Annotated in this window: 17 protein-coding genes and 3 pseudogenes; 5 read left to right on the top strand and 15 right to left on the bottom strand. The window is 68.5% G+C overall.

From position 1 onward, the window contains the following. Positions 1-814 precede the first annotated feature (814 nt). From ORI94_RS07910 to ORI94_RS07890, 5 genes and pseudogenes are all read left to right on the top strand, one after another. On the top strand, positions 815-1,021 hold the full coding sequence (locus tag ORI94_RS07910) for a helix-turn-helix domain-containing protein (protein ID WP_266073659.1): 207 nt from the start codon (positions 815-817) through the stop codon (positions 1,019-1,021). A gap of 185 nt (positions 1,022-1,206) precedes the next feature. Next, positions 1,207-2,166, top strand: a complete 960-nt coding sequence (locus ORI94_RS07905; RefSeq protein ID WP_234353216.1) for a tyrosine-type recombinase/integrase — start codon at positions 1,207-1,209, stop codon at positions 2,164-2,166. Between the two features lie 335 nt (positions 2,167-2,501). After that, positions 2,502-3,218 carry a DUF4839 domain-containing protein gene (locus ORI94_RS07900; protein WP_266073658.1) on the top strand — a complete coding sequence of 239 codons (717 nt, stop codon included), beginning with the start codon at positions 2,502-2,504 and terminating at the stop codon, positions 3,216-3,218. Then, a pseudogene (locus tag ORI94_RS07895) lies at positions 3,211-3,874 on the top strand (ABC transporter ATP-binding protein); the annotation flags it as partial. The gene ORI94_RS07900 and the pseudogene ORI94_RS07895, both read left to right, overlap by 8 nt. Continuing rightward, positions 3,855-4,177, top strand: a pseudogene (locus ORI94_RS07890) ((2Fe-2S) ferredoxin domain-containing protein); the annotation flags it as partial. The pseudogenes ORI94_RS07895 and ORI94_RS07890, both read left to right, overlap by 20 nt. A gap of 164 nt (positions 4,178-4,341) precedes the next feature. On the opposite strand, the gene ORI94_RS07885 reads toward ORI94_RS07890, so the two are convergent. The 15 genes and pseudogenes from ORI94_RS07885 to ORI94_RS07820 form a co-directional block, all read right to left on the bottom strand. Then, positions 4,342-5,793 (bottom strand): argonaute/piwi family protein, encoded by a 1,452-nt coding sequence (locus ORI94_RS07885; protein WP_266073657.1) that lies wholly within the window; start codon positions 5,791-5,793, stop codon positions 4,342-4,344. Then, the gene (locus tag ORI94_RS07880; RefSeq protein ID WP_266073656.1) at positions 5,790-7,103 is read right to left on the bottom strand and encodes a DUF4365 domain-containing protein; all 1,314 of its coding nucleotides are present in this window, start codon (positions 7,101-7,103) and stop codon (positions 5,790-5,792) included. Before ORI94_RS07880 ends, ORI94_RS07885 begins: the two co-directional genes overlap by 4 nt. 269 nt (positions 7,104-7,372) lie before the next feature. Beyond that, a pseudogene (locus ORI94_RS35310) lies at positions 7,373-7,869 on the bottom strand (nucleotidyl transferase AbiEii/AbiGii toxin family protein); the annotation flags it as partial. Then, the gene (locus tag ORI94_RS35490) at positions 7,866-8,081 is read right to left on the bottom strand and encodes a hypothetical protein (RefSeq protein ID WP_416237791.1); all 216 of its coding nucleotides are present in this window, start codon (positions 8,079-8,081) and stop codon (positions 7,866-7,868) included. The pseudogene ORI94_RS35310 and the gene ORI94_RS35490, both read right to left, overlap by 4 nt. A gap of 759 nt (positions 8,082-8,840) precedes the next feature. Continuing rightward, positions 8,841-10,226 (bottom strand): MFS transporter, encoded by a 1,386-nt coding sequence (locus tag ORI94_RS07870; protein ID WP_266073655.1) that lies wholly within the window; start codon positions 10,224-10,226, stop codon positions 8,841-8,843. A 174-nt stretch (positions 10,227-10,400) separates the two neighbouring features. Continuing rightward, complete coding sequence (locus ORI94_RS07865; protein WP_266073654.1) at positions 10,401-11,156, bottom strand: IclR family transcriptional regulator; 756 nt, start codon at positions 11,154-11,156, stop codon at positions 10,401-10,403. Positions 11,157-11,202: 46 nt separating this feature from the next. Continuing rightward, on the bottom strand, positions 11,203-11,652 hold the full coding sequence (locus ORI94_RS07860) for a MarR family winged helix-turn-helix transcriptional regulator (RefSeq protein ID WP_266073653.1): 450 nt from the start codon (positions 11,650-11,652) through the stop codon (positions 11,203-11,205). A 98-nt stretch (positions 11,653-11,750) separates the two neighbouring features. Next, positions 11,751-12,617 carry a fumarylacetoacetate hydrolase family protein gene (locus ORI94_RS07855; protein ID WP_266073652.1) on the bottom strand — a complete coding sequence of 289 codons (867 nt, stop codon included), beginning with the start codon at positions 12,615-12,617 and terminating at the stop codon, positions 11,751-11,753. Positions 12,618-12,649: 32 nt separating this feature from the next. Further along, positions 12,650-13,690, bottom strand: a complete 1,041-nt coding sequence (locus tag ORI94_RS07850; RefSeq protein WP_266073651.1) for a cupin domain-containing protein — start codon at positions 13,688-13,690, stop codon at positions 12,650-12,652. 23 nt (positions 13,691-13,713) lie between these two features. Continuing rightward, positions 13,714-14,928 carry an FAD-dependent monooxygenase gene (locus ORI94_RS07845; RefSeq protein WP_266073650.1) on the bottom strand — a complete coding sequence of 405 codons (1,215 nt, stop codon included), beginning with the start codon at positions 14,926-14,928 and terminating at the stop codon, positions 13,714-13,716. Positions 14,929-15,083: 155 nt separating this feature from the next. Continuing rightward, positions 15,084-15,734 carry a CoA transferase subunit B gene (locus ORI94_RS07840; RefSeq protein ID WP_266073649.1) on the bottom strand — a complete coding sequence of 217 codons (651 nt, stop codon included), beginning with the start codon at positions 15,732-15,734 and terminating at the stop codon, positions 15,084-15,086. After that, on the bottom strand, positions 15,731-16,486 hold the full coding sequence (locus tag ORI94_RS07835; RefSeq protein ID WP_223780751.1) for a CoA transferase subunit A: 756 nt from the start codon (positions 16,484-16,486) through the stop codon (positions 15,731-15,733). Before ORI94_RS07835 ends, ORI94_RS07840 begins: the two co-directional genes overlap by 4 nt. Further along, complete coding sequence (locus ORI94_RS07830; protein WP_266073648.1) at positions 16,483-17,280, bottom strand: SDR family NAD(P)-dependent oxidoreductase; 798 nt, start codon at positions 17,278-17,280, stop codon at positions 16,483-16,485. The genes ORI94_RS07835 and ORI94_RS07830 overlap by 4 nt, the downstream gene beginning before the upstream one ends. After that, positions 17,277-18,029, bottom strand: coding sequence for an SDR family NAD(P)-dependent oxidoreductase (locus ORI94_RS07825; RefSeq protein WP_266073647.1), 753 nt, complete (start codon positions 18,027-18,029; stop codon positions 17,277-17,279). The genes ORI94_RS07830 and ORI94_RS07825 overlap by 4 nt, the downstream gene beginning before the upstream one ends. Beyond that, on the bottom strand, positions 18,026-18,997 hold the full coding sequence (locus ORI94_RS07820) for a fumarylacetoacetate hydrolase family protein (protein ID WP_210984949.1): 972 nt from the start codon (positions 18,995-18,997) through the stop codon (positions 18,026-18,028). Before ORI94_RS07820 ends, ORI94_RS07825 begins: the two co-directional genes overlap by 4 nt. Between the last annotated feature and the right edge of the window lie 10 nt (positions 18,998-19,007).

The following is a 19,007-nucleotide window of genomic DNA, read 5'->3' as shown; positions in this document are numbered from 1 at the left end:
GCAGAAGGATTTGCCGGGGGATCACGATCGTCTGGCGGACCCGGTCGAGGCGCAGTCCCCGTCGGGAGCGCTGCGCGGCAGGCGGTTAACGGAATTGAACCGGGGTCTTCGTAGTACGCCGAGCCCGGCTTGACGCCCCGTGTCCAGCACGGGAAGTGCTTGTTCTTGTAACCGAAGCGGGCTTCGTGGGCGGCCTGGCAGACAGTCATAGCTGGTGATGTCGTGCACGGACATCCGTCTGGCTCGGCCGAAAGCGAGGGCGGCCTCCGCGTGCTCGAAGAACACCCGGGAGGGTTTCCAGCCGAGCCGGGAGTGACATTCGCCCACGGCAGACAGCTCCTCACTGCCCGGCGCTGGTGAAGCTGGCAGTATCCCAACGCGGTGCTTGATTGTGCTGATTCGCCGACGGCAGACACATTGAGGGCGCATTTGACTGGAATAACGCGTCGAAGCAAGCAAACCTAGAACAGTCCGCAGTAGCGCGACTACGCGCCGCTTTCACGCGTGTGCGTCAGGGGGGGCGAGGGCATCGAGCCGGGCGCAACATAGCCGACGATCGCCGGTTAGCCAAACCGGCGTTTCTCCAGACCATTGAACTACCCGCTGATCTGCCGGGCGTGTTCCGTCGTTCCCGCAAGGAGTTCAAAAGTATGTCGGTCGAAGTCATGGAAGAAGAGTGGCTGTATTCCGAGGAGCAGGTTCGAGCTCTGCTTGCCCTGACAGGGTTGACTGACCGCGCCTTACACCGGCCGACGTTCTGATAGCCGTCTCGCCGGATGCCCAGCCCTTCCCCCAGTACTTCGAGGCCCCCGCTATGCCCGCACGCCTGCTGTCCATACCCACCGTCGCCGCTGCCCTGGACGTCGACCGTCGGACCGTCTATCGCTTCATCGCAGCCGGCGACCTGCCTGTCATCGACCTCCGCACCGGGCCAGGCCGCTCCCGTGTGCGGGTCCCAGCGGCCAGCTTGGACGAGTTCCTCAGCCGTCGCGCCGTTGTCATGCCGACGACACGCCGCTGATCCCGATCACGGCAGCCCCGTAGTCGAGCAAGGAGTAGAACCTGTACCTCCGCAAGTTGAAGTCCGGCAACTGGCAAGTAACCGTACGCAACCGGGCAGGAGGCCGGTACAGCGAGTCGTTCCCCCTCAAGGCGCAAGCCCGCGCCTGGGGCACCGAGATGGAGACACAGTCCGCTCGCGGAGGCATGCGCGACCCACGCGCCGGCGAAATCACCTTCCGTGAGTGGCACGATCGCTGGTGGGATGCCCGCATCGTTGAGCCCCGCACCCTGCGCGGCGACGCCTCCACCATCAAAAACCACGTCATGCCCCACTGGGCGGACTGGGAGATGCGGGCCGTTACTCGCATGGACGTCCAGAGCTGGATCCGCTCCCTGGTGGAGAAGGGCGTGGGCGCCGCCGCGATCAAGCGGGCGTACAACCTGACCTCGTCCATCATGCGGGCGGCCGTGGATGACGATGTGATCGCGTTGAGCCCGTGCCGCCGCATCGACCTGCCTCAGATCGCCGTCAAGCCGCCGCAGTGGTTTACGACCGACCAGGCGCAGAGCATCCTCGACGAGCTTGCCGCCCCCTGGAAGACGATGTGCCTACTGGGCGTCTATACAGGACTGCGATGGGGCGAACTTTCCGGCCTTCACCGTCACCGCATCGACCAGCGTCGCTCGCGCCTCTTCGTGGTCGAGGTCAACACGAAGCGGGGCATCAAGGAGTATCCCAAGAGCTCCAGGAGCCGCCGGGAGGTCCCACTCCCGGCCCATGTCCTTGAAGCACTTGAACGTCACATATACCGGCTCGACCGGGACTCCGTGGTGTTCACCACCGTCACCAAGGGCCGGTCCGGACGGCTTCTCGACGACGGTAACTGGCGCCGACAGACCTGGTGGCCAGCCATCGAGGGAGCCCGCTACTTCGATGACGACGGCGAGCAGCAACTCGTCCCGCACTACCCGCCCCACTCCATGCGCCACACCTGCGCCTCATGGCTGGTCCAGAAAGGGGTCTCCCTCTACGAGGTCCAACACCTCCTTGGCCATGAGAGCTTCCAGACGACCCAGCGCTACGCCCACCTGCAGCCGGATGCGCACAAGGCCGTCCTCGGGGCTTGGGAACGGATGGAAACCCCGCTCACGATCGCCGCATAAACGGTACCTTCGCCCCTGTCCTGCTTGGACAGGGGCGAAGCCGGTTGCGAGCGGAACATGGACACGATCACGCTCACGATCGCGACTTCGAGTCGGGCGGCTCATCGTGGGGAGCACCCTGCGGCCGACAGCGCCGAACGGCCACGGATAGGCGTAGGCATCGACGTCGTCTCTATGCCCCGCACCCGCAACCGAGACGCGCCGCTCAGGCGCGGCAGCGAGCGACCCGGCCGAGCGGGAGAGCAGGGGCCGAAGGCGACGTTCGTCTCCCGCGGAGTCATCTATGCTCGCGCCCAGTCGGTATGACCAGTTCGCTTCAGGGGGCAGAGAGCCGCATGGCCGATGAGATCAAGTACGAGTACAAGGCCGTGCAGACCGTTCGGGGCACCGACGGTTTGGTGATCTCGAAGATGCAGAAGGACGGATGGGAGCTCGTGGAACAGCTCCCAGGCAGACTTCGCACCACCCTCAACTTTCGTCGGCCGAAGAGGCCACTGCCTTGGCGTCTGATCGGGGCGGGGGCCGCCGCCCTCGTGGTCTTGGCCGCCATCATCGGCACAGGCGTTGCACTTGGCGACGGCGACGAGGAGAAGGGCGCGTCAGCCAGTTCGCCGGCCGCCAGTGAGAAGTCTTCCGCTACGCCGCCCGCAGACGCCCCGACCACCGCTGAGGTGATCACGGCGCAGAACAGCCCCGAGTTCGCGACGTTGTTGAAGGCGGATCCGTGTGGCGGAGCGAACGTGAACTTCGCCACCAAGCACGCGGGGCAAACGGTCGCCTTCGACGGGTCAATCAGGCACATGGCGGCCCACGCGGATGACCGGACCCGCTACGACTTCCTTCTCGGCCCGGGCGACAAGGGGCCGCAGACGACGGACGGCCCGAACTTTAAGTATGAGGACGTCAACACCGGCAATCTGCACCTGACCGGCAAGCAGGTCCCTGCCACTGTTGCCGTTGGCGACAAGTTCCGCTTCGTCGCCGAGGTGATCGAGTTCAACACGGTCCAGTGTGTCTTCCGCCTCGCCCCGGTCTCGACGGAGACCCGGTAGCCTCGCTCCCACCGCCGGAGTCGTGACCCTGGACAGACGTCCGCTCGCCGAGGTCGGACGCCGGGCCACCGCCCGCCGCATCGGACCGTCGAACAACACGCCGACACCCAGACCGAACTGACCGTCCGGGATGTCGTCGCCCTCGGACGCATTCCGCACCGGTGCACCTGAACGCCCGCTACGGCTGGCGACGCGGAAGCCGTCACTGAGGCCCTCGCGCGCACCGACCGGGTCGACCAGTTATGGCACACCCTGTCCGGTGGCGAACGCCAGTGCACCCAGATAGCTGGCGCCCTCGCCCAGCAACCCCGAGAGCTCCTCCTGGACGAACCCACCAACCACTTCGACATTCAGCACCAGCTTGACCTGCTGGACCTCGTTGCGAGCCTGTCGGCCACCAACGTGATCGCCCTGCACGACCTCAACCTCGCCGTGACGTACTGCGACCACCTGCTGGTCCTGCGCGACGGCCAGGCTGTTGCGAAAGGTACCCGACCGAGGTCCTAACGCCCGCCCTCATCGAGCAGGTCTACCGGGTTCGTGCTGAGGTCACCCACGACCCCGGCCACCGCGCGATCCGCCTCCTGCGTCCCGCAGCCCGCGAGGGATCACTCCGCAAGAGGAACACGACGAGCGATGCCCCGACGGCAACCTGAAGAACGACGTTCCGCGCACGCCCCGGCGGCACCGGCACCCTTCCGCATCGTTGTCTGCCGGGACTGCTGCTGGGGAACCTCCAGCGTGCCCGAAGCCGATCACGACTGGCAGATCGCGTGCCTGGCCAACGCCCCCGTGCGCGTCTCGGACTGCCTCGACGTGTGCGAATAAGCCAACGTGATCGTCGTCCAGCCTCCGCCGCCGCACACGCCGCTGGCGCCCGCCCTGTTTGGCTCGGCCTCGGCAACGACCTCGACGCCACCGAGGACATCGCTGCCTGGGTCCAGGATGTCGGCCCCGGGTAGCGCCCCTGCCCCGACATCCTCGACCTATACGTCTTTACGCCGCCCCGGAGGGCGCGTTGAGCGTGGAAGCCGGACCGGTACCGACCTACAGAAGCCTGGCTTGGCGTGCCGCGCCGCGAAAGCGCTGTTGAGGATGCTCGGGCTGTTGAGGGCGCCCTTGCCTACATGTAGTAGGCGTAACGGGTGGCGATGCGGGCATTGGGCGGGACGTGCTTGAGGATCGAACCGACTCGGTAAGCGGTGCGCAAGGTGAGGGGGTCACGTTCGTCGAGTTGGGCGTTGTTCCAGTTCATCTTAGTCAGGGCGAGGATGTCCATGCCGGCGGTCAGTAGATCCGTGCCGTGTGTTGCGGGCCGGATCAGCAGTGGCTGGGGGACGTACAGGCCGGGGTAGGTCCGGAAGTACGGCACTGAGCCGCGGGTGTACAGGAGCAGGGAACGAGCGTCCAGTTGGACGCTGGTGCCGCGCAACGGGGGGAGTTGGCCGGTGCGGTACAGGTGTGGGGCGCCGCGCCGCTGAATCCACAGCAGGTCGACATGGTCGATCTCACGCAGGTCGGCGGCTTCGTGGAATCCGTCGACCTCACTGGCGGTGAAGTTCGAGGTCTTGTGAACGACGATGCGTGCGGGCTGGTGGCCGTGGGTGGTGCGGTACTCGGCTAGGGCGTCCAGCAGCAACTGCCGGGCGTCTGAGAGCGTCAGGTGGGGCTGGCGGTCGGTCTTGGAGATCTGCGCGGTTCCGCCGCGGACGACGACGCCGTCGCCGCGTTCGTTGAACACCTGGGCGACGGCCGTGTGCAGCTCGTTTCCACTCGCGCTGCGGTAGAAGCTGACCCCGACGTAGCAGGTGGCCAGGTCGGAGCTGTGGCGCTGCATGCGCCAGGGGGTCCCACCGGCCTTGTAGTACAGGGCGGTATGCAGGTTCCAGGCCCGTGTTGCCTCGTCCTGCAGCGGGCGGACGGTTTGACCGTTGGTCTTGGCCGGGATCCCGGTCCAAGTCTCCTTGCGCATCAGTTGCAAGGGGGCCGGCAGCGTTAGTGCGGCGGCCTTGAGCAGGTCGTGGAAATCACCTCCGGCCCCTTGCTCGCCCTGTTCCTCCTGGCGGTCGGTCAAGACCTCCTCCGAGGGAAGATGGTCTTCTCTGTCCCGCAGTTCTTCAGGGCGAGCGCAGATGATGACCCGGCAGCGCCCGGTCTCGGCCAGCGACCGGGCGGCGTCGGCGTAGAGCTCGACCGCATCGGCGGTGGCGGAGGCAATGTCGACGCGGGCAAGGCGGCGCAGCTGGCGTTCGGGGATCTCGCGGACGAGGGCGTCGTCGAAGACGAGCTGGGCGCCGAACGGGGAGTCGCCGCTGAAACCGGGGAACGGTTGGTGAAGATTCTCCTGCCCGGGCTTCGTCTCCTTCGCTTCGATTGGGTCCTGGCAGCGCTGCAGCCAACTCCGGATGCCGTCGACCGCATGGGCGGGGCCGACCAAGGCGATGGGGATCTGACGGGGTCCGGTAGGGGAGTCGGCGTCGGCCGGGCCGAACACGCTGATGCCGTAGCGGGGATCGATGTGACGGTTTCCGGCGCGGAACTCTAGTTCCGGCTCATGAAGCACTGGTGCTTTCATTGCGGCAGCTCCCACAGTCCCTCGGCCAGCCCGTTCACGCTCGGCTTCGGCGCTGGTTCTTGCGGAATCCAGACGCTTTCGTCGATGGCGGCATCGCAGTCGAGCTGTAGGAGCTGGCCGAATCGGATGCGCTCATCCCGGCTCCTGAACAGGGTGTCATCGCCTTGCAGATAGTCGGCCCAGGCGCGTACGAGCTGGTAGACGGCATTGTTGCGTTCCAGCCGCTTGATCTTCTGGACGTACTCGGCGTCGAACAGGGAGTCGCGGTGACCGTCGATGGTGAAGTGGTAGGTGGGGTTGATCTCCAAGAACCACTGCTCACTCCAGCGGCGGAAGTACAGGCTGGCAGCGTAGTGACGGCAGAAGCTGATCTTGGTCTGGTCGTCCTTGCCGAAATACGGGGTGAAGAAGGTGCGTCCGCGGCTGCCTCGGTAGCGGCCTTTGATCTTCCGGCGGGACCGGTCGGGCGGGGCCTGCATATAGACGACCTTCTTGGTGGGATGCCAGACCAACTCGGGATGGTGGGCGGAGCGCAGCGTGAAGTTCAACAGGGACACGAAGCGCCGCTGCAGGTCGGGGTCCTCGGTGGTCGCCCATTCCTCAGTGAGGACGGAGGTGACCGGCCCGTCGCAGAGCACGGCCAGCGGGCCCTCGTCCAGTCGGCACAGCGAGAAGATCCGTCCGGCAGCCAGGACGAAGCCGCTCTCGAACTGGTTGCCGTTCGATCGCATCCGCTCCCAGGCATCGCCGCGGTCACGACAGGGCGTGGACGCCTCGTAGATGAGTGGGGCGAAGCCCTCAACCTTGAGGAGGTTCGAGACCAGCTGTTCGCTTCCCTCGAGCCGCGGCAACGGCTCCCCCACGGGTACGCCCAGGGCCGACAGCCGGCTGAAGGCGTCGGGGTCGAAGCGGTCTGCGGCCTTGTCGAACTGAACGACCCGCCGGGCTTTGCGTTCAGGGTCGGCGAACCAGGTGTCGACGCGCTTCCACCATGCTTGTTGGATACGCAGGTCGACGCAGATGAGCACGACTGGTCGCCTCAGCCGAAGCCAGTAGGCGATGTGGTCGGCCTTGCACGTGAACTTGAATCCCGTCGCCGTCTCGCCCCGAAATCCGACTTCTGTGCCTTTCACTTGAGCCAGGACGGCGACACCGGTGACTTCCCGGTCGACATCCACGAACTCGATCTGCCCGTCGACGGCGAAGTCACGTTTGGTGTCGTTCCACACATGGCCGGCATCGGAGACGGCCTTGTCGACGAATGCTTCACCCCGGTACCCAGCCCGCTGCTGGACACTGCGCTTCGGCATCCGATCAGTGCTCCGAGAAACGCACACATGTGTGCTCCGCAGCCCTGCTGAATCTGGGCGGCCGACGGCGCGCTTTGTTGTCCCACCCCATGCAGTGATCCTCCGTCGTTCGCGCGTGGTCCGAGTCAACTCAGGATAAGAGGGACCACTGACAATGACCTGTGCACGTCCTTCGGGAAGAGTGAACCCGGAGGCTGGGTACCTGAGAGTTTCGGGGTCCACACGGCAGCGGGGCCTGCTGAATGATCAACCTTTGTTTGGCTTGGGGCGAAGCGGCCGCGGGCGCGGCGACGGCCGAACTCCTCGAGTTCGGCCGTGGTCAAGAGGCGGCACGCAGCGAACACGTCGATCAGATCACGCGGCACTCCGCAGTCGGCGAGAGCGCGGATCTTCGTCCCGATCACGTCCTCCTCCGCGAGGACAAGCCTGTACGGGTTCTGGGGGACGGCCGCCAGAAGATCTCCTTGAGAATGCCGACCTCACGTCCTGCCCGGTGGCTGGGCCGGTTACGGTTAAACGGGGGGCCAGCGGGGCGGTCTCGAGCGTCTGCACCTTCCAGTCCCGGCTTCCAGACCCCTACGGAGGGGCTGCGATGGCGGCCGCGGGCGCCGGGTTGTCGGTGGCGACATCGAGGTCCTGGCGGGGGCGGTTTACAAGGTGGTGCGCCCGCACGGTGTATCCGCCAGTGAGGACCAGGGGTGTACGGGGAGCCGAGCGCAGTCACATCCGCCAGCAGCCACGTGTGGAGCCCCGGCATGTCCGTCACGTGGCTGCCCGAGTGCGGGAGGCGAGCTCGGGGAAAGTGTCCTCCCAGACAGTGCGCACGGTGCGACCGACGAGTGTGCACAGCATCGGCCACAGCTGGAGGAGCAGGTCCTGGTTGAGATAGAGGGGCAGATCATCGTGCAGGCCCTCGTGTAGGGCGGTGCGCTGCAGGCCCATGCGCTGGCGTGGCTTGCTGAGGTCGTGCGAAGTCATCCCGGACCAAGCCATGTGCGGCGGCAGCGCCACGCCCCCTGAGTGGGTCCCTGCAGCTCGGCCAGCGACTCCGGTAGGCGCCGCCGCAACTTCTCCCGGTACAACGCGAGATCCTCGGCGTTCGCTCCCGAGAGGGCCCTCGGCGCGGGTGCGGGGCGCTGTGGGCTGGAAGGCATGACTCCATTGTCGTGGCCGGCCAAGTGGTGCGGATCATGATGTGCGAGCCGGTGTCCGCAGTGAACGCAGTCGAGCTCACGCAGGGGGAGCTGGTCGTGCCAGCCAGTTCCGCCCCCAGGAGAGATGGCTAGGTCGTCATGACGCTCGTTTGACGCTCTGGGCGTCCGTACGCAGGACAGCGAGCCGAGAAAGAGGCTTTGACCTGGCCTTTTCCGAGACTCGCTCAGGCCGACATCTTTCCGATGACTTCGCACGTGGAGTGCGTGGCGATTCTTGAGCCTGCCCAGAAGGGGCTCTGACCTGCGGTTTTATCGGGTTCTTCAGGTGTGCTCGACGGTGCTCGACCTGTTTTCCGAAGTGGAACGGTTTCAGTGACGGATCGATTTTTGTAGATCGCTGACCTGCGAGTTCGTGAGTGAGGTCTCTGCATGGGCGACGCCCTCAGAAGGGCTTTCGGAGATTCTTGACGCTCGGATGACGCTCGAAGCGGAAGTCTCTGCTGTGCCTCCGCAGGCGCTGCGAGCCGCTATCTTTGGCCCACGCTTTTGGAGCACGGGACTCGACCGCGCCACGTGATACCGGTCATAGGGGCGTCGATGTCCGCTCGGAGCCGCGCGCGGCCTTTGCTGTCGGCTGTTCCGCACGCATGGCCAGCAGAAGCAAGCCGGCCGCGCAGAACACAGCACCCGTCGTGACGTACAGGGCCAGTGGTGTCCAGCCCGCGTCCAGCAGCCAGCCCGCCGTGGTGGGTGCGATGATGGCACCCACGCGGCCGACACTGATCGCCGCTCCCACACCTGTCGCCCGCAGCGGTGCCGGGTAGACGCTCGGCGTCAGGGCGTAGAGGCCGGCGATGCAGCCGTTGACCGCGACTCCGATGGCGGCGCCGATGCAGAAGGCCAGGACGAGTGTGTCGGTGGACGACGCGAAGGCCACGACGAGTGCTGCCGACACGAAGAGGTAGGTACGCAGGACGCTGCCGAGCGCGTACCGCGCGGCGAGTGCGCCCAGGAGTGCGGTGCCGAAGACGCCGCCCAGGTTGAGCAGCGTTCCGCCGGTCAGGCTCTGTGTCGCGGACATCCCGGCCTCCACGAGCAGGGTTGGCGTCCAGCTCGTGACGAAGTAGAAGGCCGCCATGACGAGGAAGAAGGCACCCCACAGCACCAGGGTGGCGCGGCGGAGATCCGGCGCCAGAAGGCGGCGGAACCCGCCTGCGGAGGTGAGCTTCGTCGGCTCCCTGTCCGGGAGCGTGGGCAGGTCTGGCTGCCCCATACGGCGGGCCAGCTCGTTGACACGGGTCAGGGCGTTGGCGGGTCTCCTGCTGAGGAGGAAGTCGAGCGATTCCGGCAGGAGACGGAAGGCAAGGGGAATGACGGCCAGGGTGGCGAGTCCGCCGGCCAGGAACACCGAGCGCCAGCCGTAGCGGTCGATGAGGGCGACCGAAGAGACGCCGCCGATCGTCGCTCCCACGGCGTACCCGGTGGAGTTGAGGCTCACGGCCAGACCGCGCCAGCGGCGGGACGCGAACTCACCGGCGATGACGTTGCTGCAGGCGAGAACGGCGCCGATGCCGACACCGGTGAGCAGGCGCAGCGCCCCCAGCTGCTGCCAGTTCTGACTGACCGAGGACAGCAGCATGCCCGCGGCTGCGAGGGCCAGGCCGGCCAGGATGACTGGCCGCCGGCCGATCCGGTCGGCCTGGGGAGCGATGAGCAGGGCGCCCAACGCCATGCCCGCCAGCCCGCTGCTCAGCAGCAGCCCGAGGGTACCGGAGTCGAGGTGCCACTCCCCGGAGATCGTCTTCCCGGTGAAGGACATGACCAGCACGTCGAAGCCGTCAAGGGTGTTGAGCAGCACGCAGATGGCGATCGCACCCCACTGGAAGCGGCTCATGGGCCCGTCGTCCAGGGCCTGCGTGAGGCGGGCGGTCACCAGGCGGCCTGCGGCGCGGTGGGGCGGTGGGGACACTTCTCCATGGCAGCACTCCGTTGTCGACTGCGGGATGGCCGAACCGGCTCGTCGGCGCGCCGTGGGCGGCAGCCTCGGATTCGGCAGTGGGAGCAGCCATGGTGCGAGCGGCGGTCTCGCGCGGCCAGGTGGTTTCCCGGATGCCGGGAAACAAGTGTTGCGGGCCGATGTCCTTCAGAGGTCGGGCGTGTCCAAAGCTCGCGAAATGGCGCGGCCGCATGAGCGGACCAGATCGGCGAGCGCTCCGACGGACGTAGACCCGTGCCGGACCACCACGGAGACAGCTGGTTGCCGGTCGCTGAGCGCATAGCCGCACGTGCGTGCCTGGGCGAGGATCCCCCTGAGCCGGCCGCTGTCGGTGAGCGTGAACGGGGTGTGCCGGGGTATCGTCCGCGCGAGAGCCTCCTCCTGAACGGCTGCCGGTGCGTGAGCGAGCAGCACCAGTCCTGCCGCTGTCGTGGTGATGCCCAGCCGTCCTCCGACTCGTGTCAGCGTGGGCACGGCACAGCTCGGCGCGATGCGTTCGATGAAGACCACCTCGCTTGCGTCACGGACGGCGAGCTGGACGTTCTCACGGACGAGGGTGGAGAGGTCTTCCAGGTAGGGCAGTGCGCGCTCGCGCAGTCCTTGACTGCGCGGAGCCAAGGACGCGACCTCCCACAGTCGCAGCCCGATGCGGTAGCGGCCTTGCGCGTCGCGTTCCAGAGCGCCCCACACGAGCAGGTCGCCCAGCATGCGGTGCACGGTGGAGACGGGCAGACCTGATCGCCGGGCCAGCTCGCTCAGGGACAGGTGAGGATGTTGTGCGCTGAAGGCACCGAGGATGCGCAGAGCCCGGCCGATGACGGGCCCTGTTGCGGTGGCGGGCGAGGAACCGGATTCCTGCGGGGAAGGAGAGGAAGGCGCGCTGCGCAGGGTGTGACGGGTCAAGGCGTGAGTCCTTCCTCGCTACCTGGACATCCCGCGCTTCACCGACTCACGGGCCGTCGCTGAGTGCCTCGGCGTCCAGCGACGCGATTTTGCGGAGGACGTCGACGGCGAGCTTGCGTTCGTCACCGGGAAGCGCGTCGAGCAGTTGCTCGTTGACGGCCTTGGCCGGACCGATCAGGGAGTCGAGCAGTTCGGCTCCCTGATCGGTGAGGCTCAGCAGGGTCCGCCGACGGTCCTCCTCGTCGCGTACCTGACTGACGTAGTGCTGCTCGGCCAGCCGACGGACGATGTGGTTGACCGTCGAACGGTCCAGTGACGTGAAGCGCGCCAGGGTGCGCTGGTCGATGCCGGGGTCACGGCTGAGAGCGTTGAGGACGGCGAACTGCTGGGAGGTGATCTCCCTGGACACGTGCCGGTACCACAGGGCGGTGTGCACCTGTTCCGCGCGCCGGATCAGGTGTCCGACGTAGTTGTGCAGTTCCAGTGCGTGCGCCACAGTCTTCCGTCCGTCTGTCGCCGGGGTGGTGCCGGCCGGGTGCCGGCCGGTGGGGGGAGTCTACGAGTGCCGGCACCACCCCGGCGGCGACCGCGTGGTCAGCGGCTGCGGCGGCCGGGGCGCTGGTCGTAAGCAAGGGCACGAGAACCGTCGACACCGACCTCCAGGCGACCGACCTTCTCGATGTCCAGGACCACGCGATCTCCATGGCTGAGCGGTCCCACTCCGGCCGGGGTGCCGGTCGCGATCACGTCGCCCGGGTGCAGGGTCATGACGGAGGAGGTATAGGCGATCAGTTCGCGGACGCCGAAGATGAGGTCCGCGGTGTTGGTGCGCTGCCGGGTGGTGCCGCCGACGTCGCAGCGCAGGTCGAGGGTGTCCGGGTCCGGGATCTCGTCGGCGGTCACGATCCAGGGGCCGAGCGGGGTGAACGTGTCGAAGGACTTGCGGGTGGAGCGGTCCTCGCCGGAGCGGACGGTGATGTCCAGGACGCAGGTGTAGCCGAAGACGTGGTCCAGGGCTTCGTCCGTGCTCACGTGCGAGGCGGTGCGGCCGATGACGACGCCCAGTTCGCCTTCCTGGTCGGTGCGCTTGTCGGAGTAGGGGAGGAGGATGTCCTGGCCCGGGCCGATGACGGAGGAGTTCGCCTTGAGGAACACACCGAGGTCGGCCACCGAGGTGGTGTACTCCATCTCGGCCTTGTGGTCGAGGTAGTTGACCGGTGCGCCGATGATCTTCCCGGGGCGGGGGAGCGGGGCCTCCAGGACCGCTTCGGCCAGGGGGATGCGGGGCCGGCCGGCTGCTTCGAAACGGGCCGTCTCCCCGTCGGCGGCCGCCTCGACGTACCGCTGGAGCGCACCGACGGGGCCGGCGGTGTCGGCTCCGGCGACCTGGTCGGTCACGTCGACGAGGTCGTCACCGACGATGAGTCCGAGGCGTCCCTTGTTGAACAGTGCCAGACGCATGCTGGCCTCCTTGTGGGTGTCGGGTGGGAGGGTCAGGCGCCGGGGTCGGCGTCTTCGGTGCGGTAGAGGCCGAGGGAGCGCATGACTGGCTCGTCGCTGTAGGAGAAGAGGACGGCGTCCGCGGAGGCCGAGGTGTTGACGTGCCGGTAGGAGGCCCAGCCGGGGACGGCGAAGGTGTCGTGCTCGGACCACTCCAGCCGTTCGCCGTCGACGATCGTGGCGCCTTCGCCGCGGACGACGTTGAAGACGGTCGAGGCCGTGTGACGGCGGCCGGCTCCCTCGAAGCCAGGGCGCAGCCGCTGCACGCGGCAACCGATGGTGGGCATGACCGGTCCCCCGGTCCAGGGGTTGGTGTACTCCAGGACGACGCCGTCGACGTCGCTGCCGTCGGCCGTGTCGGCGATGGCGTCCAGGGCGCGCTCCGTCTCCTGCCAGGTGTACCGGGTGACGGGGGAGTTGGGGCCGTCCTGGGTGAGCCAGGCGGGGGTGAGCCGGCCGTGCAGGAACTGGCGGCTGCCGGCGTCGTCGGGCTTGGTCACGGGCTGGAGCCGCTGCGGGTACTGCTCGTAGAAGCCGGCTTCCAGGGCGTTGACGAGGGGGTAGTCGAGTGCGTCGAGCCAGATCATCGGCGCGTCACCCTCGTGGGTGTGGTCGTGCCAGTGCCAGCCGGGAGTGAGCAGGAGGTCGCCGGGGGCCATGAAGACCCGCTCGCCGTTGACGGTGGTCCAGGCACCGTCGCCTTCGAGGATGAAGCGGAAGGCGTTGGAGGTGTGCCGGTGGGCCTGTGCGGTCTCGCCGGGCAGGATGATCTGGAGGCCCGCGTAGAGGGTGTTGACCGTGGCCGGGGGGTCGGTGAGGCCGGGGTTGACGAGCATGAGGACCCGTCGTTCGGCCTCCTCCAGGGACAGAGTCTTGGAGAAGTGCAGCAGATGCGGGCGGAGTTCGCGCCAGTCCCAGCGGTAGGGGACGGCGCGGCTCTTGGGCTGGGCGGGGAACAGGTTGCCGTAGAAGCGCCACAGCGGGGCGGCTCCCAGGCCCTCCAGGGCCTTGTAGGCGAGTTCGTCGGTTGTCATGGTGTCCTCCTACGCGAGCCGGGTCACAGGGCGGGAGCAGGTGCGGGGGTGGGGGTCCACACCCAGGAGATGTCGTCGAACGCCTCGGGGCCGCGCGACGAGAGGAGCATGTTGCGCAGGGTGGCTCCCATGCCTTCGAGGTGGCAGATCTCGCCGAAGCGGCGGGCGTTGGTCTGGATGAGAGTCGCCCGTTCCCGACGTCGGTCCGCGTATGCGGCGAAGGCTTCGGCGGGGTCCGCGCTCTGGCCGAGAGCCTGGCCGAGCGCCACGGCGTCCTCCAGTGCCTGGCAGGCGCCTTGCGCGAGGTACTGGAGCATGGGGTGGGCGGCGTCTCCGAGAAGCGCGATCCGCCCGTGCACCCAGGTGCTGATCGGGGCGCGGTCGTACAGCGGCCAGCGACGGTCGCGGGAGACGAGCGGCAGCGCGTCGCGCACGGCCTCGCAGGCGCCGGCGAAGCGTTCCTCCAGTTCTGCCTCGGTGCCCCAGTCGTCGGAATCCGGCGTGTAGCGGTCGCTCTCGAACACGGCGACCTGGTTGTACAGCTCGCCGCGACGTACGGGGTACTGCACCAGGTGCATGCGCGGCCCGGCCCACACCATGACCGCTTCCGAGGCGGCGTGCTGGGACATCCGGCCGGTCATCTTCCCGGTGGGCAGGGCGCCGCGGAAGGCGACGTAGCGCGAGCAGACCGGTTCGCCGTCACCGACCAGTACCTGGCGCAGCCGGGAGTGCAGTCCGTCCGCGGCGACGACCGCGTCGGCGGTCAGCGGGGCGTGGCCCTCCGCGAAGTGCAGGTGTACCCCGGATCCGTCCTGGTCGGCCTCGGTGACGGTGTGTCCCGTGCGCAGCGTGACGGCGGGGTGCTCCTGACAGGCGGTCAGCAGTGCGGTGTGCAGGTCGGTGCGGTGGGTGACCAGGTACGGGTGCGCGAAGCGGTCGGTGTAGGCCGAGCTGCGCAGATCGAGGGAGGTGACCTCGTCACCGGTCAGGGCGTCCATCATGACCAGCCGGGGCGGGGCTACCGCGGATGCCCGGACGGCCGGCAGTACGCCGAGTTCGTCCAGGGCGAGGGAGGCGTTCGGGGCGAGCTGCAGGCCGGCCCCGATCTCGCCGAAGCGGGCGGCCCGCTCCACGAGCGTCACGCGATGGCCGGCGCGGGCAGTCGCCAGCGCGGCGGCCAGTCCGCCGATACCGCCTCCGACTACGGCGATGTGGAGTGGAGAGGTGAGGACGGGCATCTGGCCTCCAAAAGTCAGCTCGGGAGGACATCGGGAGCGGAGGCGGTCAGACCCGGCCTCCGATGGTCCGTACACCAATCATTGGTGTACGGAATATATTCTGAGAGTGTTTCCCCCGTGTCAATGGATCGTGGAGAAACTCTTCCGACCGCCGGTCAGCACGCGGCGGAGACACTGTCCGCCTTCAGGGCGGTGCCGGTGCGGGCGGTGATGTCCTCAACGGTGACGCCGGGTGCGGTTTCGACCAGGGCGAGGCCCTGGGGGGTGACGTCGAGGACGCCGAGGTCGGTGATGATCCGGTGAACGCACTGCTCGCCGGTGAGGGGGAGAGCGCACTCGTCGACGATCTTGGGGGTGCCGTCCTTGGCGGTGTGTTCCATGAGGACGATGACGCGGCGTGCGCCGTGGACGAGGTCCATGGCACCGCCCATGCCCTTGACCATCTTGCCGGGGATCATCCAGTTGGCGAGGTCGCCGCGGGCGGAGACCTGCATGGCGCCCAGGACGGCGGTGTCGATGTGGCCGCCGCGGATCATGCCGAAGGAGAGCGCGGAGTCGAAGAAGGAAGCGCCGGGCAGGACGGTGACCGTTTCCTTGCCGGCGTTGATCAGGTCGGGGTCGACTTCGTCCTCGGTGGGGTAGGGGCCGGTGCCGAGGATGCCGTTCTCGGAATGGAGGACGACGTGGACGCCGGGCGGGAGGTGGCCGGGGATCAGGGTGGGCAGGCCGATGCCCAGGTTGACGTAGGAGCCGTCGGTGAGTTCGGCGGCGGCGCGGGCGGCCATCTGGTCGCGGGTCCAGCTCATGGGCGTACGGTCCTCTTCTCGATGGGCTTGTCGGCTGCCTGGCCCGCGGTGAGCGCCACGACCCGCTGAACGTAGATCCCGGGCACGTGGATCTCATCGGGTCGGAGCGCGCCCGGTTCGACGAGTTCCTCGACCTCGGCGACGGTGACGCGGCCGGCCATGGCGGCGAGGGGGTTGAAGTTGGCGGCGGCCCGGCGGAAGACGAGATTGCCGTGGTGGTCGCCGCGCCAGGCCCGTACGAGGGCGAAGTCGGTGGTGATGCCGTGCTCCAGGACGTACGGGCGGCCGGCGAAGTCGCGTGTCTCCTTGCGTGGGGAGGCGACGGCCACGGTGCCGTCGGGCGCGTAGCGCCACGGCAGCCCGCCGTTCGCGACCTGCGTGCCGACGCCGGCCGGGGTGTAGAAGGCGGGGATGCCCGCGCCGCCGGCGCGCAGCCGCTCGGCGAGCGTGCCCTGCGGGGTCAGTTCCACTTCCAGTTCTCCGCCGAGGTACTGGCGGGCGAACTCCTTGTTCTCACCGACGTAGGAGCCGGTCACTCGGGCGATGCGGCCCGAGGAGAGCAGGATGCCGAGTCCCCGGCCGTCGACGCCGCAGTTGTTGGAGACGACTTTCAGGCCGTTCGTGCCCCGTTCGTACAGGGCGCGGATCAGGACTTCGGGGACGCCGCTGAGGCCGAAGCCGCCGACGGCGAGTGAGGCGCCGTCGGGGATGTCGGCGACCGCTTCGGCGGCGCCGGCGCGGACCTTGTTCACGTGCGGACTGCCTTTCGGTTCGGGGCGCCGGGCAGGACGGCGGACCAGCCGCCGTCCACTACGAGGTTGGCGCCGGTGATGTAGGCGGCCTCGTCGGAGGCCAGGAAGACGGCCGCGTTGACGACGTCGTCGGGGTGGCCCAGCCGCCCGAGCGGGATGTGACCGCAGATGTCGTTCATCGGGTGGTCGTCGGCGAGCAGGTTGTCGCGCGAGCCCTCGGTGTCGATCATCCCGGGGCTCACGCAGTTCACCCGGACGCCGTGCGGTGCTCCCTCGGCGGCCAGTTGGCGGGTGAGTGCGATGACGGCGCCCTTCGATGCCGAATGGGCCGTCCGGTGGTTGGTGAGGGAACCGGTCAGTCCCGCGGTCGAGCCGACGGTCAGGACGCAGCCGCGGCTGCGCAGAAGGTGCGGCCAGGCCGCCCGCGCGGTCAGCCACAGCGAGTCCAGCTCGGCCCGCATCGTGAACGCGAAGTCCTCGTACGGCTGGCTGTCGATCGCGCCGAACCGCACGGCGCCCGCGTTGGCGTACACGATGTCGATGCCGCCGAACGCGTCCACCGCCTCGTCCACCCAGGCACGGACGGCCTCCTCGTCGGTGACGTCGAGCGGGCCGGGGATGAGGGCGGTGCCGCCCTCGCGGGCGATGAGGCGCTGGGTCTCCGCGGCCTCCTCGTGCAGCAGGTCGCCGCCGACCACGAGCGCGCCCTCGGCGGCGAACCGCAGCGCGGCGGCCCGGCCCTGGCCGCGCGCGGTCCCGGAGATCAGCGCCACCTTGCCGTCCAGTCGCTTCACGGCGCTCCCTCCCGAAGGGCGTCGGAGACGGACTTGACGCCGCCGTGCGCGGTCATGCCGCCGTCCACCGGGATCTCCGCGCCGCTGATGAACGACGCGTCGTCGGACAGCAGGAACACGACCAGGGGCGCCACCTCGTCGACGGTGCCGGTGCGGCCGAGCGGTGTCTCGCGGAGGTTGGCCTCGCGGAAGGCGGGCGCGGCGGACGCGGTCATCTCCGTCTCGATGTAGCCGGGGTGGATGGTGTTGACGCGGATGCCGCGCGGGCCCAGCTCCAGGGCGGCGGTCTTCGACAGGCCGCGCAGCGCCCACTTGCTGGTCGTGTAGGCGACCGGGTAGTGCGCGGTGAAGGCCGCAGAGGAGCCGACGTTGACGACCGAGGAGCCGGGCGGCATGAGCGGGGCAAGGTGCTGGATGCCGAGGAGCGGTCCGGTGACGTTGACCGCGTGGACGCGGGCCATGTCCTCGGGGCGTACGCCGCCGAGGCGGGCCCGCCAGGTGATGCCGGCGTTGTTGACCAGGCCGTGCACCTGCCCGTATGCCTCCTGCAGCTCGGCGGCGAGTGCGGCCCAGTCCTGCTCGCGGGTGACGTCCAGGCGCCGGCAGCCCGGAGCTTCGGTGGCGTCGGTGGCGATGACCCGGGCGCCCTCGCGGGTGAGCGCCTCGGCCTCGGCGGCGCCCTGGCCCCGGGCCGCGCCGGTGACGACGACGACCTTGCCGAGCAGCCTCTTGGGGTGCAGGTCGCTCACGGCCGCTCCCGGGAGCGGCGCCGGCCTGTGGGGAGGGGGACGGGCTCGACGCCGGGGACGACGGTGTTGGTGAGGGTGCCGAGGCCCTCGACGGTGAGGGTGACGGTGTCGCCGGGCTTCAGCGGCGGCGGGGTCTGTTCTCCGCGCCGGCCCCACAGTTCGGCGAGGCAGCCGCCGTTGCCGCAGGTGCCGGAGCCGAGGACGTCACCGGGGACGACGCGGGTGCCACGGGAGGCGTAGGCGGTCATCTCCTCGAAGGTCCAGCTCATGTGGGACAGCAGGTCCTCACCGACCTTCTCGCCGTTGACCTCGGCGGTCAGGGCCAGGCGCAGGAATCCTTCGGAGTCCCGGTAGGGCTCCAGCTCGTCCGCGGTGACCAGGTACGGGCCGAGGGTGGTGGCGGTGTCCTTGCCCTTGCACGGGCCGAGGCCCACCCTCATCTCCGCGCCCTGGAGGTCCCGCGCGGACCAGTCGTTGAAGACGGTGTAGCCGACGATGTGGTCGCGGGCCTGTTCGGCGGTGAGGTCGCGGCCCTCCCGGCCGACCACGGCGCCCACTTCGAGTTCGAAGTCGAGCACGGCCGAACCGGGGGGTACGGGGATGTCGTCCCCGTGGCCGTAGATCGCGTGCGGATTGGTGAAGTAGAAGGTCGGGGCCGCGTACCACTGCTCGGGGACGCCGCCGGTGCCCTCCACGGACCTGCGCACCCCTTCCACGTGCTCCTCGAAGGTCACGAAGTCCCGCACGGACGCGGGCTGCAGCGGAGGCAGCAGCCGGACCTGGGAGACATGCGGGCCCGGGGGTACGTCCAGGGCCGCGGCGCCGGCGGCGAGCAACCCGGGGAGCCCGTCGGTCTGCTGGATCAGTGCGGTGAGCGAGGTGACGCCCGGCAGGGGGAAGAGGGTGCCGTCCTCTTCCACGACGGCCACCCGGTGGTGGTGTCGGTGTTCGTATGCGGCGAAACGCATGGTGCGGCTC

The sequence above is a fragment of the Streptomyces sp. NEAU-W12 genome (assembly GCF_026242095.1).
Lineage (GTDB): Bacteria > Actinomycetota > Actinomycetes > Streptomycetales > Streptomycetaceae > Streptomyces.
Note: the sequence above shows the minus strand (reverse complement) of the source record. Positions and strands in the feature narration are given on the sequence as shown.